The organism is Sphingobium sp. FW305-3-2-15-F-TSA7, from assembly GCF_058787155.1.
On sequence record NZ_JBYSZM010000012.1, the window covers coordinates 38,245 to 55,603 of the forward strand.

The 17,359-nt window shown below is 63.3% G+C and carries 10 protein-coding genes; 2 read left to right on the top strand and 8 right to left on the bottom strand.

Annotation, left to right across the window (positions count from 1 at the left end; genetic code table 11):
- Positions 1–4 precede the first annotated feature (4 nt).
- From AC3WN8_RS11485 to AC3WN8_RS11495, 3 genes are all read right to left on the bottom strand, one after another.
- Complete coding sequence (locus AC3WN8_RS11485) at positions 5–1,903, bottom strand: serine hydrolase domain-containing protein (RefSeq protein ID WP_492669556.1); 1,899 nt, start codon at positions 1,901–1,903, stop codon at positions 5–7.
- A 21-nt stretch (positions 1,904–1,924) separates the two neighbouring features.
- Entirely contained in the window at positions 1,925–4,696 is a 2,772-nt protein-coding gene (locus tag AC3WN8_RS11490; protein WP_492669557.1) for a TonB-dependent receptor plug domain-containing protein, read from the bottom strand.
- A 168-nt stretch (positions 4,697–4,864) separates the two neighbouring features.
- Positions 4,865–5,452: a helix-turn-helix domain-containing protein gene (locus tag AC3WN8_RS11495; RefSeq protein ID WP_492669558.1), complete on the bottom strand. Its 588-nt coding sequence runs from the start codon at positions 5,450–5,452 to the stop codon at positions 4,865–4,867.
- Between the two features lie 167 nt (positions 5,453–5,619).
- Here AC3WN8_RS11495 and AC3WN8_RS11500 point away from each other — a divergent pair, with 167 nt between their 5' ends.
- Both AC3WN8_RS11500 and AC3WN8_RS11505 read left to right on the top strand, forming a co-directional pair.
- Entirely contained in the window at positions 5,620–6,630 is a 1,011-nt protein-coding gene (locus AC3WN8_RS11500; protein ID WP_492669559.1) for an ornithine cyclodeaminase family protein, read from the top strand.
- 126 nt (positions 6,631–6,756) lie between these two features.
- Entirely contained in the window at positions 6,757–7,980 is a 1,224-nt protein-coding gene (locus tag AC3WN8_RS11505; protein ID WP_492669560.1) for a dipeptidase, read from the top strand.
- 41 nt (positions 7,981–8,021) lie between these two features.
- On the opposite strand, the gene AC3WN8_RS11510 is transcribed toward AC3WN8_RS11505, so the two are convergent.
- The 5 genes from AC3WN8_RS11510 to AC3WN8_RS11530 all read right to left on the bottom strand — a co-directional run bounded on the left by AC3WN8_RS11510 (position 8,022) and on the right by AC3WN8_RS11530 (position 17,244).
- Positions 8,022–10,823 carry a TonB-dependent receptor gene (locus AC3WN8_RS11510; protein WP_492669561.1) on the bottom strand — a complete coding sequence of 934 codons (2,802 nt, stop codon included), beginning with the start codon at positions 10,821–10,823 and terminating at the stop codon, positions 8,022–8,024.
- A 419-nt stretch (positions 10,824–11,242) separates the two neighbouring features.
- Positions 11,243–12,868 (bottom strand): N-acyl-D-amino-acid deacylase family protein, encoded by a 1,626-nt coding sequence (locus AC3WN8_RS11515; protein ID WP_492669562.1) that lies wholly within the window; start codon positions 12,866–12,868, stop codon positions 11,243–11,245.
- A gap of 42 nt (positions 12,869–12,910) precedes the next feature.
- Positions 12,911–14,701: a M2 family metallopeptidase gene (locus AC3WN8_RS11520; protein WP_492669563.1), complete on the bottom strand. Its 1,791-nt coding sequence runs from the start codon at positions 14,699–14,701 to the stop codon at positions 12,911–12,913.
- Positions 14,698–15,978 (bottom strand): spinster family MFS transporter, encoded by a 1,281-nt coding sequence (locus tag AC3WN8_RS11525; protein WP_492669564.1) that lies wholly within the window; start codon positions 15,976–15,978, stop codon positions 14,698–14,700. The genes AC3WN8_RS11520 and AC3WN8_RS11525 overlap by 4 nt, the downstream gene beginning before the upstream one ends.
- Before the next feature lie 66 nt (positions 15,979–16,044).
- Positions 16,045–17,244: a phosphotriesterase family protein gene (locus AC3WN8_RS11530; RefSeq protein WP_492669565.1), complete on the bottom strand. Its 1,200-nt coding sequence runs from the start codon at positions 17,242–17,244 to the stop codon at positions 16,045–16,047.
- Between the last annotated feature and the right edge of the window lie 115 nt (positions 17,245–17,359).

Genomic DNA, 17,359 nt, shown 5'->3' on the forward strand with positions numbered 1-17,359 from the left:
GGCCTCAGAAGCTGTTGTTGAAGCTGGCCAGATTCTGGCTGACCATGAACCATGCGGCGTAGAGTGCAAGCAAGGCGCCCGCAATCTCGACCGCCCACCGCAATTTGCCCTTCGATCGCCTGATCGTCAGCCCGGCATGGAGCGCCGGCAGCAATGCGGCCGCCACCGCGATCATGCTCGCGCCACGCAGGACGTTCATAAGCGTCAGGTCGTCGCCAAGCCCGCCAAGGACTGCCGCTGCGATCCAGCCGATCATCACCGACGCGATCCAGCCATGGCCTGCGCGTGAGCCGACCCAGGACCGTTCGCTCCGCTCGTGCCGCCGGCGATGGCGCCACCAGCTGATCAGCGCAGTCACCGCGAATGCCGCGCAACCGAGCAAGGCCAGCCAGAATAGCGGCTGCACCAGGCCGGTCGCAAAAATGCCCTCGACCCGTTCGAACACCATCGCCGGCGGATAATCGTCGCTGACCCAATAGAGGATCCTGCCATCCTTGCCGGCGACGAACGAAAGATGAGCCTGGCCCCCAACTTCGCGATAGGTGAGCGGGCGCACCTGCCGCCAGATTTTGGGGGCACCGTCGGCCGCGAGGCGCGAGGATACGGTGATCGTGCCGTCGGCGGCAGCTTCGACTTCATCGTCACCTTCGAACAGCCGCATCAATTGCGGGCCGGACTCGTTCCGGCGCGTCGAACGATACAGTCCCGCGACGCGCGCGGCATCGAAGGATCCTGGTGAGACGGTGGGCTCATCGGCGACGCGGCCGGGGACGAAGCGATCGAAAAAGCCGAATGCGATGGCGTTGCGGACAGTGTCGGAGCCGAGCTTGCGTCCCAGCGTGCCGGTGCCGTTGAGCGTGACAAAAATGCCATAGCCGCTCTCGGGTGCAAAATAGAGCAGCGAATGAAAGTCGGTCCAGTCGCCGCTATGGCCGATCAGGCGATAACCATTGCGATTGGCTTCCCAGAAACCGAGCATGAAGCCGTTGCGGCCGGGCGCCGCGCGATATTGCACCCGGTGCATCTCGGCGATGCTCTCCGGCCGCAGGATCGCTGCGTTGCCGAAGCGCCCGCCCTGCAACTGCGCGATCAGGAAATGGGCCATGTCCGTCGCGGTGGACGCGACCGCGCCCGCGGGGGCCGCGGAAACCGTCGCATATCCGGTCGGCTGCGGCTCCGCCGAGGAAATATAGCTTTTGGCCGCCATCGCGGCGAACGCGCCCTGTGGCGGCTGGGCAACGGACGTGCGCGTCATGCCGAGCGGCGCCAGGATATGCCGCTCGATATAGTTCGGATAGGTCTCGCCGGAGACGCGCTCGACGATATAGCCGGCAAGCGCGGCGCCGTAGTTGGAATAGGCGATGCGTTCGCCCGGCGCGAAGATCCGTTTCGGCACATGGTTGTGGAGATAGCGGCCGAGGCTTCCGGACCCGGCGCCATATAGCGTGTTGCCGCGCGATACCTCCTCGAATCCGCTACGGTGCGTCATAAGATGGCGCAGCGTGATCTTGGCCGGATATGTGTCGGGAATGCGGAAATCGAGATAGGTGTTGATATCCCGGTCAAGGTCGAGCCTGCCTTGCTCGACGAGTTGCATGACCGCGGTCCAGGTCAGCAGCTTTGAAATTGAAGCGATGCGGAACAAGGTGGCATCCGGCGTCACTCGCCGCCCCGTCTTCCGGTCGGCAACGCCATAGCCCTTGGCGAAGACGATGCGACCGTCCTTGACGACGCTGACGGCCGCGCCCGGGATTCCGGCCTGCTCCAGCGCATATGGCACGATGCCGTCGAAATAGAGTTCGAGTTCGGCGAGAGCCGCCGGGGCTGCGGACTGGGCATGGACGCTGGACGGCGCAATCGCCGCCAGCATCACCAGGACCATCATCATGAAGCTGCGCATCATCGGTTCACCCTGCCTGTCCGGTCAATATTTGAAGGATATGCCCAGCGAGAAATAGCGGCCGATCACGTCGTGGAAGACCGTGTTGGTCGGGGTCGCGATCAGATCGGGCGTCGGCACGATCGGCGGATCGCGATCGAACAGGTTGCGGACGGTTCCGGTCACCGACAGGCTTTTCTTGCCCGAGCGCAGCAGATCATAGCCGATCGTTGCATCGACATAGAAAGCGCTGTCGACGCTGTTGTCGTCGTAGAAGCTGGGATTGGTGCGATCATAGCTGCCGCCGCCGACATAGCGGCCCGCCAGATAGACATTGAAATCATCGACCTCGAGCCCGGCACTGGCAGTGAAACGCCATTTGGGAACGCCGCCAAGCTTTGGCCCCAGCGAACCCGCGCCTTCGGTGATCGACGCACCGTCGCGATATTCGAGCGTGTCGACATGCGTCGCGATCAGGCGGAAGGTCGCCCTGGCGTCATTGCCGATCCCATCGATCGCCGTGCGATAGCTGAGATCGAAATCCTGCCCACGGGTATGCAATTGGGCCAGATTGTTGAGCGTCGCACTCACCCGCTCGATCAGATTGGTCGTCGGATTGCGCGTTATGAACGCGCAGATCGCGGTTTCGCCATTGGCGCAGCGGTTGACGAGATTTTGCGCGCTGTTCGCACCGATCGCGCCGCGCAGCTTGATGTCGTAATAATCGACGGACAGCTGGAGGCCGGGCAAAAAGGCGGGCGCCAGGACGGTGCCGAAAGTCAGCGTCTTGGCGACCTCGGCATCGAGATTGCGATTGCCGCCTTCGGCGACGGTCACGAGCGCCTGGGCATTGTTGAAGCGCGGATCGTTGATCGTGGCAAGGCCGGTGCGGCCCGCGCTGAACAATTCGTCGGCATTGGGCGCGCGGATGTCGCGCGAATAGGTGCCGCGGAAACGGACGCCGGAAACCGGTTCGTAGCTGGCGCCGAGTTTCCACGTCGTTGCCGACAATGACGAGGCCCTGCCCCGAATGTCATATTCGGTATAGCGGACGGCACCGTTGATATCGAGCGACTGGCCAAGCGCGGACTCGCGCATCAACGGCACGATCGCTTCGAGATAACCTTCCTTCACCTTGACCCCGCCCGAATAGGATCGGCCGTTGCCGGTGAACCAGCCATTGGCATTGGCGATGGGATCGGTGTCGTACACCGTCTTGTCGCGGCGATATTCCGCACCGAACGCCAGCGCCACGGGCCCTGCCCAGGTCGAGAACGGCTCGCCGCGCAGATTGGCGGCGATCACATCCTGGCTCATCCGCGTGTGGCGCGACGAGGTTCCCAGAATATAGCCGAGCGCGGCGGCCGAAGGCGAACCTTCGCCGAAAAGGTTGAGCGGAACGCAGGCGCTCGACGGATTGGTGAGGCTCGATCGGCAGACGATCGCACCGGTCGCCGGATTGAGAACCGCATCGACCGCGGAGGCGAATATCGGCTTGCCCGCGGCATCGTTCTTCTTGCGGTTGTTGAGCAGGAGTTCGGCACGCCGTGCTTCTCCGCGCTGATAATAGACATCCCATTTCCAGTCGGAGATCTTGCCCTTCAACCCGATGACGCCGCGATAGACGCGATCCTTGTTGAGCGGCTCGACAAAGCCGAAATCATAATTGATCCGTCCCATATCGATCGAATCCAGCCCGTTGCGATCCATGACGGCGGCGATCGAAGCCGGCAGGAACGCATTGTCGCGGCTGATTTCGATCGATCCGAAATCGAAGGTCGGCAGGACCTCGAAACGACTGCGCGATTCGGCATAGGAGCCTTCGGCGAAGAGCGTCACATCGTTCGCCAGTTCATAGGATGCGCGCGCGAACACGCTGCCACGCCGTTCGGGAATGACGAGCTGATTGAACCGCCCCGGATTGATCCCGCTGCCGCCGACTTGATAGAGCGATCCGATATCGGTTCCCGGAATGAACGGGATCGGCGTGCCGCCGGGACCGAATTCGACATCGCCGTCGGGCAGGAAGACCATGCCGCCCGGCGTCGCGACCGCGGTGTGCACATTGGGCCGGATCAGGTTGCGTGGCTGGCCGTTGCCCGGGGCGAAACGCGGATTGGAAATGACCTGCCAGTCCTTCCGTCCCCAGCCGCGGCTGCCCTGATCGTCGATCCCCTGGCTGTCCGCGAAATCGCCCGCGATCATGAACGATCCCCGGCCGCCGGCGAATTTCGTGCCCCAGGCGAGCGACAACTGATAATTCTGATTGTCGCCGCGTCCCGAGATGCCGGCGCGCGCTTCGCCGATCAAACCGTCGACATGATCCTTGAGGACGAAGTTGACGACGCCAGCCACCGCATCCGATCCCCAGGCCGCCGAAGCGCCGCCGGTAACGATATCGACGCGATCGACGAGCATCTGTGGCAGGACATTGGCGTTGACCAGCCCCGCATTGGTCGTCGGCACATGGCGGCGGCCATCGAGCAGCACGAGCGTCCTGGCCGAGCCGAGCCCGCGCAGGTCGAGATAATTGCCCGCGCCCGCCGTCCGCGTCGTCGCGGACGATGGCGTCGCCGACGCGCGAAAGGACGGAATCTGGGTATTGAGCAGGTCGGCGATGTTCGACACGCCGCTATTGGTCAGTTCGGCCTTGCTCACCGTCGTGACGGGTGTCGGCGCATCGAAGCCGGATCCCGCCGCACGCGAGGCGGTCACCACGATATCCTCGGCGGGAACCGCCTCCTCGGCGCTTTCCACACCCTTTTCGCTGGAAGTCGTCTGGGCAAGGGCGGATTGCCCCACCCCGACCAACAGCATTGCAACGACGCAAAAACCCTGGCTGCGCCGACGGCGCCCTTTGCTGATCATTTTCATATTTACGGGTTGCGACCCGCCCTCTCCTTGTGACGCCGAACATCCTCAAGGAGATTTTCCATTTAGTCAATCATTTTCCTTTTAGGCCATATTTGGCCCGCCAGGACAGATTCAACCCTTTTCCTCGGAGCATATGCTCAGGATATGGCAGGGCCCCTCGCCGGACGCGACATAGGCATGCGCCATGCGCCCGTCGAAATAGAGCGAATCGCCCGCTTTGAGGATCGACGGGGCGTAGGTATCGGTGTGCAGTTCGAGCACGCCGTCGAGGACATAGATGAACTCGTCGCTGTTATGCGTGCTGAACCCGCCGCATTCCTCGACTGAGCGGGCAACGATCTCCCCCCAGATCGGAGTGAAGCGCTTGTCGAGCAGATCGACGCCCAGATAACGGTAGAGATAGGCCCCGGTCTCCACCTCGCGCCCCTCGCCGCCCCTGGTGAGCGTCCGCCGCCCCCACCCGGATCGCGATCCCTCTGTCTCGGTGGCGAGCAGTTCCGCGATATCGATATGCAGCGCGATCGCGAGAGCCGCGAGCTTGTCGTAAGTCAGCGAAATCTTGCCGTTTTCCATCTTCGACAAAAGCGAAACCGAAAGCCCCGTGGCCTTTTCCATATCGGCCAATGTCAGCCCGCGCTCGATCCGCAGGGCCCGCACTCGGGCATGGACCAGGTCCCGCGCCGCCGCTTTGCTGTTCATTTTTTGCGCTTTCCCATTCCCAGAATACAATATTTGGCCGCGCCCCAGAGGATAGGAACGCGCCGACGGATTGGCCATAGCAGAAAATCACCCGCCCCTCTTGCTTGACACGCCGCCTCGCGTCGCTATTCGCCATATAGGATATATATTTCCTAAATGGATAAATCTTGCCAACACTTCATTCCCCCAGCCACAGTCCCGAAACCACCCGGATCGCCGTGATCAGCGAAGCGACGGCGGCACGACTGATCGGGATCGGGGACGCCATCACCGTGGTCGAAAGCGCATTCGCTTCGCTCGACTCCGAGCTCAGTCGCGCCTTCGCCTTCAGCGCGGGGCCGGGCCCGACCCCGAACACGCGCCTCGGCGTCAAGGCCGGCTATGATGGCCTTTCGCGTCATCCGGGCGCCAAGCTGGGCAGCTATTGGTCGGACAATAGCCGCACGGGCCTCGCCAATCACGGTTCGACCACGCTGCTGCTCGACCACCGCACGGGCCGCCCATGCGCCCTTGTCGCCGCCAATTACCTGACGGCCTTGCGCACTGCCGCGGCCGATGCCGTGGCGGTGAAGCATCTGGCCCGCACCTCGGCATCGCGGCTGTCGATCTTGGGAAGCGGACATCAGGCCTATTACGAGGCCCTGGCCGTCGCGCAAGTCCGCCCGCTCGAACAGATCCTGATATGGGGCCGGAATCCAGCGGCGGCCGGACGGCTCGCTTTACGGCTTCGCGAAGCGGGATTGCCCGCGCGCGCCGCGGAGATCGAGGAGGCAGTGACGCAGGCCGATATCCTCTGCACCGTGACCGCCTCGACCCGGCCGCTTTTCGACGCAGCGCTGATGACGCCCGGCATTCATATCTCGGCGATGGGCGCCGACGGCCCCGGCAAGCAGGAACTGCCCATCGACCTTGTCGAAGCCGCGCTGTTGTTCACCGATATGGTCACGCAATCGGTCGCGGTCGGCGAGTTCCAGCACGCCTGCCGCGCGGGCAGCGTCTCGCCCGACAGAATCGTTCCATTGGGCGCCGTCATCAACGGGACAGCGATCGGCCGAACAGGTGATCGCCAGACGACGATCTTCGACAGTTCCGGCGTGGCGGTTCAGGACATTGCGATCGGCGCACTGGCGCTGGCCCGGGCTCGCGCCAGCGGCCTGGTGCACGAAATAGAGCTTTAGCTGCATCACGGCATCCCGCCGGACATAGTGCAGCTTGCCCCGTTTCGCCTGCGCCTCGGCAAGGTCGAGCAGCCCCCGTCCGGCACCGCGTCCGCAAGCCCAATCCTCCCCCTCGCCCGCTGGAGAATGATCTTGAAACGCCTGACCGCACTGCCCATTCTTTTGCTCGCCACCGCCACCGCCCATGCGGAACGCGACTATCAGGCGGAGGCGAAGGCCCTGCTGAAGCGGACCCCGGTCATCGATGGCCATAACGACACCGCGCTCGTCATCCGCGAGGCCTTTCAGCGCCGGTTCGACAGCTTCGACTTCAAACGGCTGGACGCCGAGCAGCGCCGCAAGATGAAGACCGATCTCGAGCGCCTGCGTGCCGGCGGCGTCGGCGGCCAGTTCTGGTCGGTCTATGTGCCGTCGGAACTCCATGGCGCCGAAGCGGTGCAGATGACGATCGAGCAGATCGATATCGTCAAGCAATTGGCCGCGCGATATCCGGCGGATATGCGGCTGGCCTATTCATCTAAGGATGTTCGCAAGGCCTTCGGGCAAGGCAGGATCGCGTCGCTGATCGGCGCCGAGGGCGGTCATTCGATCGGCGGGTCGCTTGCCGTGTTGCGTCAGTTTTACGACCTCGGCGTCCGCTATCTGACGCTGACCCATAATTACACGACCGATTGGGCGGATTCGGGAACAGACGCCCCCAGGCATGACGGCCTGACGCCTTTCGGAATCGAAGTCGTGCATGAGATGAACCGGCTGGGGATGCTGGTCGATCTCAGCCACACCTCACCCGCGACGATGAACGATGCGCTCGCGGCTTCGGCCGCGCCCGTCATCTTCAGCCATTCCAATGCCTATGGCGCCCGCCAGCATCCGCGAAACGTGCCCGACGATGTCCTGCGCAAGCTGCGCGACAATGGCGGTATCGTCATGGCGACCTTCATCCCCTGGACGATCGATGCCGATGCGCAAAAATGGCGCAACGCCTGGATCAAGGAGCGCGATCGCCTGCGAGCGGAACGTCCGGACGACGCGGCCGCGCACGCCGCAGCCCTGACCGCATGGGAAGCCGGCAACCCCTATCCCGGCGCCAGGCTTTCGCAGGTCGCCGATCATATCGACCATATCCGCCGCATCGCCGGCATCGATCACATCGGGATCGGATCGGATTTCGACGGTGTCGACCATCTGCCCGCCGGCCTGGACGATGTCAGCCATTATCCCGATCTGTTCGCCGAACTGCTGCGGCGCGGCTACACGCGTGAAGAGCTCGCCAAGATCGCTTCGGGCAATATCCAGCGCGTCCTCGCGCGTGCGGAAGCCGTGGCGCGATCGTTATCGACGAGCCGATAACTTTCAAGGGAGGGCGTCACAGCCGCCCTCCCCCCGATCGTTCAGAACCGCATCGACACGCCGGTATAGAGATAACGGCCGATGACATCATATGCCGCCGTCGCTGTGTTCGTCCCCGGCGTCGCATTGGTATAGGGCAGCGGGATGAAGGGCGGCTTCTTGTCGAAGAGGTTGTTGGCGCCGAAATAGACCGTGAATTTTTCCCGGACATCGAAGCGGATCTGCGCATCCGTATAGAAGAATGCGGGAACCCTGTTCAGTTCGAACGACTGATCCGGCAGCCTGAGGATGGAGCCGATATAGCGCTCCTCAAGCGAGATGTTGATCGGCCCATCCGAATAGGACACCCGCACATTCGCCTTGTGCTCCGGGAAACCCGCCGCCCCCTTGGTGACGATCGGATCGCCGCCGACGAACGGCGTCGTCTTGAATTCGCGCAGATAGGAATAATTCACGCCGAAAGTCAGCTGGCCGTTGCTCGATATGCCGAGATTCGAAAGCGGCAGCCGGTATCGCGCCTCCACATCGATGCCCGAAACCCTCAGATTCGCGGCGTTCTGCAACGTCTGATCAACACGCATGATGTTTCCGGAAGCCGGGTCGCGCGTGATCTGGTTGCAGAAGAACGGATCCTTGGTGTTCGCGCACTGATCCAGCGTCGTCTGCAGCGGAATGTCCGAGATCGCGTCGGATATCCGGATCCGGTAATAATCGACCATCAGCGTCAGCCCCCGAATGAAGGACGGCGTATAGACCGCACCGACCGTCAGGGTCCTGGCCACTTCCTCCTTCAGCTTGCTGTTGCTGCCGGCAAAGCTGAAGATCGAGGATGGCTGCAAAGGATTGAACGCGGTGGTGATGCCCGGTGTCGCCAGGCAATTGGCCTTGCGTTGTGCCGCGATCGCCGGGTCGAGACCGCTCAGCCGCCCGCCGCCAAGGCACGGATCGAAGACCGAAGCGGTATTCAGCGTCGGCGCCTGGAACAGTTCGCCGATGTTCGGGGCGCGAACGGCCCCGGCATAAAGCGCGCGGAAACGCAGATCGGATATCGGCTTGTAGGATCCGCCAAAATTCCAGGCCTGGGTTCCGCCGACGGTGGAATAATGCGCGTAGCGGAAGGCCCCCTGGAATTCGAGAAGCTTCACGAACGGCAGGTCGGCCAGCAGCGGGAAATTGACCTCCGCAAACACCTCCTTGACGTTGAACTTTCCGGAAATCGCCGAGGTCTGGAAAATGCCGCTGGTACCCTGTTCGAAGGACTCGCTCGGGTTGAAGGCGCTCTTTTCCTCGCGAACCTCAAACCCCATCGCCATCTTGAACGGGCCGGCGGGCAGGCGGAACAGCTCGCCCGACATCGAACCGGCCGCTACCTTCTGCTCGAGCACTGCCTTGGCGCTCGGATCGCTCGACAGATATTGGATTTCCTGTGAGGTCAGGCGGGTGCCGGTGAACAGATTCACCGGAATGCAGCCCTGGGCACGCGCCGCGGCATTCGCGCACCGGAATCCACCGGCGCCATTCGACTCCACGCGCTGGCTTTCATAGAGCCGGGCAATGTCATATCCGCCGCTGAACTGCTGATCGACGTCGGTCCGACCGTAGCTGAGATAGACGTTCCAGTCCCACGGCTTCTCCGAAAACGGCAGCGTCAGCGTCCCGTCGAAGCCACCGGCCAGCCGCACGGTTTCGCGCGTATAGTCGATGCCGCGACCGCCGAATTCCGAGAAATAGCGGCCAAAACCGATCTCGGTTCGTCCGGCCGGAACCAGCGCACGCAGCGCCGCCGGCATGAAGGGATTGCTGGTGGGGATCGAGAAGGGGATCGCATCGGGGCCGACCCCGATGTTCACGAGGCCGCTGGCCACGAAGACCGGCTCGAGCTGCGTGAACGTCTTGGTTTTCGCGAAATTCGCTTCGGCGAACAGCCGGACATTGCTGGTCAGATCATATCCCAGCGTGGCGGCGGTCACGAGCCGCTCGGTATCGGTGGTCAGCCTTTTATAAGGCTGGGTGTCGAAGCCGTGGATCGCGCGGTTGAAGGGAACGACGCTGCCGTCCGGCAATACGACCTGCTTGTTGGGTGCGGCAAGATAGCTGGTCGATGTCGGATAGAAGAGCCCCGACTCGTTGACGAGGCCGCTCGCGGCAGCCGCGCCGCGCAGGGCCAGATCGGGTCGCGTGATATCGGTCGCGGCGACGCGCTGCCTGGAAATGGAGCGCGCGGTTCCACGGATCGCATCGACAGTATCGTAACCGGCATAGAATTGGGCATTGCCCCGTCCCCCGGCGAAACTGCCGCCGCCGAGCAGGCTGAGCTGGAATTGGCGGCCGTCACCTTCGTCGCTGATGCCCGCCTGGCTGTTGACCGACACGCCTTCATATTTCTTCTTCAGCACCAGGTTCACGACGCCGGCGATCGCATCCGAACCGTAGATCGCGGACGCACCGCCGGTGGTCACCTCGATGCGCTCCACCATGTCGGCGGGGATGGTGTTGAGGTCGACCAGCGACGCATTCTGCACCCCGGATACATATCGGCGCCCATTGACGAGGACGAGCGTGCGGTCGCTGCCCAGGCCGCGCAGATCGACGGTGGCGACACCCCCCTGGAAAAAGTCCTGCGCATTGGCGCCACTGGACGAAAAGCCGCTCGGTCCCGCCGCAGGCAGTTCGTTGAGGATCGTCGAGACGTTGGTCTGCCCCTGCTGCGAAATGTCCTGAGCGGTCAGAACCTGGACGGGCGTTGCCGCCGCCTCGTTGCCACGGCCGATCCGCGATCCGGTGACGACGATATCGCTGTCTTCGACGGCCGGCTCCGTTCGCGCCGGTCTTTCATCCGGCACATTCTGAGCAAGGACGCTCGCCGTGCCCGGAACGATCGCCGCCCCAATGCAGAGAGCAGTCCGGAATAGGGACCGGTTGCGGTATAAATATCGATGCATGATACCCCCCTGAGATTGTTTTTTCAGACCCGCAAATGCGAGTCGCCATACAGTACTGCACTGTATCAAATATTCTCAAGAGCAAACTGAGAAGATTCTCAGTTTATTATGATGTCATCATTTACGAATCCGAAACTAGCCGTTCGCAGAATCCACATTGGTCCTACGTTACTTTCTATATTGCAATCATCTCTATATGAGATTCAGATAGATCGATTATTTACAACCAAAGTCGATCCATATGCCTTGACTATATTTATACCCAGATCGCTCTCCTCCATTTATTTTTATGGCCATATGAAGAATGTCGACTGCCGCCTTTAATCGCCGCAGCGATGCCGCAGCACCTGGCCTGCGCGCGCCTTGACGCCGCGACCACCTTCCACCGCCACCGTTCCATTGACGATGACATGGTCGATGCCGATCGGCGGCGCATAGGGCTGCGCCCAGCTGGCGCTGTCCTTGATCCGATCGAGATCGAAGATCACGATGTCCGCCCACATCCCTTCGCGAAGCACCCCGCGATCGAAGAGGCCCATGCGTGTGGCCGGCCAGGAGGTCATTTTTCGAACCGCATCCTCGAGCGTGAGCACCGGACGGTCGCGGACATATTGGGCGATGATCCTGGGGAATGTGCCATAGGCGCGCGGGTGCGGGAGGTCCTTGGTCATCTCGCCAAATCTGTCCGACGCCGCCGCATCGCTGCCGATGCTCGTCCATGGCCGCTTCAGCGCCAGCGCGATGTCCTGCTCGCTCATCATGAAGAATTGGGCGGTCGCGCGGCGCGGCAGCGCTTCGAGCACGATGTCCCAGGCGACATCCGCCGGGTCCTGCTTCAACTCGGTCGCGATATCGGCGATATTGCGCCCGTCGAAACGGGCGAATGTGTCGCTTGATGCGTTGGCGAGGACGATGCCCTTCCATCCGCCCGAAGCCTCGACCAGATTGGACCAGCCCGGCATCGATCCCGCCGCCACTTCGCGCTTCAACCGCGCACGAACAGCCGGGTCCTTCAGCCGCGCGAAACCCTTTTCCTGGCCGTCCGCGAACACCCAGTTTGGAACCGTGATGCTGAGCCCGGTTCCGCCCGCGGTATAGGGATAGAGATCGGCGGCGACATCGACCCCGCGCAGGCGCGCCGCATCGATTTCCCCCACCGCCTCGGCCATCAACCTGCCCCAGCCGGGCGCATAGGCCGCCTTCAGGTGAAAGATCTCGACCTTCACGCCGCCGCGCTCACCGATCTCGATCGCTTCCCTGACTCCCTTGAGCAGGCCGGCGCTCTCGTCGCGCATATGCGTGGCGTAGAAACCGGCGCATTTGCCGGCGACCTTGGCCAGTTCGGCCAGTTCGTCGGTGCCCTGGAAACTCGACGGCGGATAGATCAGCGCGGACGAGATCCCGAATGCGCCCGCCCGCATCGCCTGGGCCACATCGGCGCGCATCGCCTCCAGCTGGGCAGGGGTCGGCTGCCCCTCGCCATCCCCCATCACGCTCATGCGTGCCTGCGCCGCCTGATAGAAGGTACCGAAATTCACGCCGATGCCCTGGCGCTCGAGCGTCGCGAAATAGGTGCCGATTTCGGCCGAGCCGACGGGCGTGCCGCCTTCGCCCGCGATCACCGTGGTCACGCCCATGCGCAGCTTGCTCTCGGCATCGCCGTTCTTCAGCAGCACCGCGCCCGATTGATCCATCATGTCGATGAAACCGGGCGACACATAATGGCCGGACGCGTCGATCTCCCTTTTCCCCTTGGCGACAACGGTCCCGATCTTGACGATCTTTCCCGCCGCCACCGCCAGATCGGCCCGGATCCAGGGATTGCCGGCACCGTCGAGCACGCGGCCGTTGCGGATCACCAGATCATATTCGGGCTCGGCTTTGGCGGCCGCGGCCTGCGCCCAGACCGTCGACGCCAGCAACGCAAGGCATAGCTTAAGCTTCATATAAATCCTTGATATTCTTGTTTTATGAGCAGATTCTGGCGGCTACCAACCGCATTGACGGCCCGCATTCTGCTTGCGCAGCCAATCCTCCAGCGGCCTGAAGTAACGCAGCATCGCGCCGGCGCTGATCTCACGGCTGCCCGTGAATGCCTCCAGCGCATCGGGCCAGGGCCTGGAGGCGCCCATCGTCAGCATCGCCCTCATGCGATCGCCGGCGGCCTTGCTGCCATAGACCGAACATCGGTGCAGCGGCCCCTTCCAGCCGATCTCGCGACAGGCCGCTTCATGAAACTGGAACTGCAGGAAACGCCCCAGAAAATAGCGGATATAGGAAATGCCGGCCGGCACATGGAACAAGGTGCCGGGATCGAAATCGGCCTCCGAACGCGCAACCGGGGGAACCACGCCCTGATAGCGCAGGCGCAGATCGTGCCAGCTCTTATTGTAGTTTTCGGGCGTGATCTTTCCGGAGAAGACGCCCCAGCGCCATTTGTCGACGAGCAGGCCGAAGGGCTGCGCCGCCACCTTGGTCAACGCCAATGACAGGAGAACGCCGATCTCGGCGTCCGGCCCCGGCTTTTGTTCGACCGGAAGGATCCCCGCCCCGACCAGATAATCGGGCGTCAGCGACAAATGGACGAAGTCGGCGACCGCTTCCTGAAACGCATCGTTCGGACCGGTGCGGTAAAGGAAGGGCTGCGCGGCGAAAGACCGCTCGTACATGAGGTGGCCAAGCTCATGATGGATGGTGGAAAAATCGTCCGCGGTCGGGCGGATGCACATCTTGATGCGCATGTCCTGCCCCAGCGTCCATGCCGATGCGTGGCACACCACGTCGCGATCCCGGGGCCGGACAAACATCGATCGTTCCCAGAAGCTCGGTGGCAGCTTGTCGAAGCCGATCGACGTGAAGAACCGCTCGCCCGACCGAACCATGGCCTTGGCATCGTAACGACCGGCCACAAGGCGCTCGGTCAGGTCATAACCCTTGTCGCCGCCGTCCTGCGGGGCGACGATGTCATAGATCGACTGCCATTTATGTCCCCACATCGTGCCGAGCAGATCGGCGCGGATCGGGCCGGTGGCGGGCTGGACGTCCGGGCCGTATCTCGCGGACAGCCGGTCGCGGGCATAGCAATGAAGCTGTTCGTAAAACGGCTTCACCTCCAGCCAGAGGCGATCGGCCAGCGCCTCGAATTCCTCCGGCGGCATGTCATAGCCCGAACGCCACAGCGCGCCGGCGTCCGCATAGCCCAGTTCGCGTGCGCCCTCGTTCGCAAGGCTCACCATCCGGGCATAGTCTTCGCGCATGCCCCGCACACTGTCCTGCCGGGACTGCCATATCTCGGCGAGCGCCTTTGGATCGCGCACCGTGCCGATCAGTCCGTCCAGCTCGTCGCCGGGCAGGGATATGCCGCCATGCGTGCCGCGCGCGGTCGCGTAGATGGCCTGGAGGCTGGCGGACAGGCCGCCCAGTTCCTCGGCCGCGCCCGCTCGCGCAGGGGCCGGCAGGACAGTGGCCTGCTTGATGAGATAGAGTTTCCTGGCGGCATCGCCGGAAAGCCCGGCAACGCGATCGAAACGCGCCGCCGAAGCCGCGAGGCGCGACGCAAGGCGGGATGCATCGGCCGAGGCACGCGCCGCGATCCAGCTCGTATCCTCCGTCATATACGTCCAGTTCACCCACCCGGCGCGTTGCCCATAGTCGTAGCTGACCTCGAGCTGGCGCTCCGCATCCTGGACGAATGCCTCCGCCTGCGCCGCGCTGGGCGGCTGCTGCGCGACGGCGGGCGCGGCGGTGGCCAGCGCGACGGCAAGTATCGCCGCTCTCATATGATATCCTCCCTGATCGTCCGGCCGGCGGCGTAATAATGCCAGCCGCCCCAGATGCCGGTGAAGCTGCATGCCACCAGCACCCAGCGCAGCGACTGATGCGGATCGTCGAGAAATGGCCCGACGAAATCCGATGCTGAACCGATCAGCTGGGGTGCCAGCACCAGATTGGCGATGTTCGCGGTAAAAAGCAGGATCGCGACGGTCTGGCCGCGCATCTCGGCGGGGACGAGGCTTTGGCAAAGCGCCAGGGTCGGGCCGATATAGATGCAGCTCGCGGGCACGAAGACCCAGAGCGCGAGCGTCGCGATGCTGAGCGAATGCGTCGAATAGGCAACGACGCCGGGCACGATCACCGCGACGCTGACCAGCGCCACCAGCCAGACCTGCCAGCGCGGATCGCGGGATGAGAGCCGGGCCATGACCCAGGCGGTTCCCAGCATCGCCAGCGATCCGCCGACCGCGCTCATGATCCCCAGCGATATGCCCGCCTCTCCGGCGGAAAGGCCGTGGAAACGCATCAGAAAGGCCGATGTCCACCACAGCAGCCCGGCGCCCGAGAACGTGACGATGGTGGCGCCGAGCAGGACATGGAAGACCGCGGCATGCGCGCGTATGTAGCGCAGCGTATCGATGATGCCCGGCGCGGCAACGGCTCTCGCCGGCCGCACCTCGTCCGTCGCGCCGCGCGTCGGTTCCCGCAGCGACAGGCGCACCAGCAGCGCGAGCGGCAGTCCGATCGCTCCGAAGACGATCAGGCTCTGCCGCCACCCATAGAGGTCGGTGAGCCAGCCCGCACCCGCCATGCCGAGTGCTGCCCCCATGGTGGAACCGATCGAGAAGATCGACATGGCCGGGCCGCGGCTGGCGGCCGGAAACTCGTCGGCAAGCAGCGATTGAGAGGGCGGCGTCCCGCCGGCCTCCCCCACCCCGACGCCGATACGGGCGAGCAGAAGCTGCCAATAAGTCTGGCTGAACCCGCACAGCAGAGTGAAGCTGGACCAGATCAGAAGCGCCCAGGCGATCATGGTCCGGCGGTTCGTCCGGTCGGCCAGCAGGCCGAGCGGAATGCCCGCGGCAACGTAGAAGATCGCCAGCGCAACGCCGGTCAGGAACGCCACGCCGCCGTCGGACAATTGGAACTCGGCCTTGATCGGTTCGATCAGCGAACCCAGCACGAAGCGATCGGCGATGTTGAGCGCATAGACGGTCGTCAGCACCAGCAACACATAATTGCTGCGGCTCAACCAGCGCCCTTTCGGTACGTCTGCAATCACGGTGCTCACCTGTTGAAGCGCGGCATTAGGGCCCCTTCCAAAGAGTCATTCATAAAACATGGACACTCACTCGCGGATGCGCGTGCGATAAGGACGCGGCTTGACGAAGCTCAGCACATGCGCCGGATTGCCGATCACGATCCGGTCGATGTCCGCCTGAGAAACGCCATTGGCGCGCAGGAACGGCACCAGATGGCGAAGGACGAAATCATATCCGAAGCCGCCATGCCTGTGCAGCTGCGCCTTTGTGCAGACGTCCTGAGAAACGAGTATGCGGCTCGCATGACCGCGCTTGATCAGTTCGAGGATGGTCAGCATGTTCGGACGCGTGTCGAGCATCGGATATTGGGTGAAGAACGGCGCACCGAGCGTGTCGAACTGGACGTAGACGCCGCGCCGGATCAGGGTCTCGACGAAGTCGGCATCGACCCCGGTGATATGGCCCGCGACGACCCGGCCCATGTCGGCGCCCTCGCGCTCGAGGATATCGAGTGCCGTGTGCCAAAGCTCGCGGTGACCGATAGAGTTGTGGATGGTAACAGCCGCGCCGGTCAGCTGGCTGGCACGCGCCGCGGCGCGCAGCACACGCACTTCGTTTGATTCCGCCGGCGTCAGGCGCAGATCCTCGGCGCCGATTTCGCCGATAATGCCCGCGCGGATCCCGGTTCCGTCTGCCCCCTTCACGATGTCGGACACCATCATGCGGGTGATATCGTCGATCGAGCGGCCGCTCATGTCGGCCGGATGCCAGCCCGCCCGATAGAAGCCGGTGCCCATCACCAGCTTCACGCCGGTCGTTCGCGCCAGATCGCGCAGCGCTACGGGCCGGCGGCCCAGGCCGGAAACGGTGACGTCGACGATCGCCCCGCCGCCCGATGCCCTGAAGTCCTCGATCTCCGCCTTCGCGTCCGCCGGATCATCGAGCACGAGCATGTCCCGGTTCGTCCCGAACGGATCGTACAGCAATTCGCCCCGGCGACGGGTCTCGAACGGCTCGGCCCAGCGCCTCAAAGTCTCACCGGTGGCCGGCCGACCCATCGCGGCACCGGGTGCGAAGGCGCGGGCAAGATCGACGAAAAGATGCTCGTGCATCAGCGTCGCCCCAAGCATGTCGGGCGCGACGGCCCCCGTGACCGTCATCACCGCGCCGCTCATGTCGGGAATGACGATCCCCTGAAATTCGACCGCCTTATCGCCCGAAGCGGAAACAACGGGCGCGATCATGATCGAGACCATCGAAAGGAGGAGCCGACCTGGATTCTTCATGCCCCTCCCCATCCTTAACATACAGTTTTGTATTGCCGATTAACCGGTCGTTATAATATGAGAGACTTCTCACATTTACCGTGGGAGCACAAGAGCGCAGCGAATGCGCCGAACT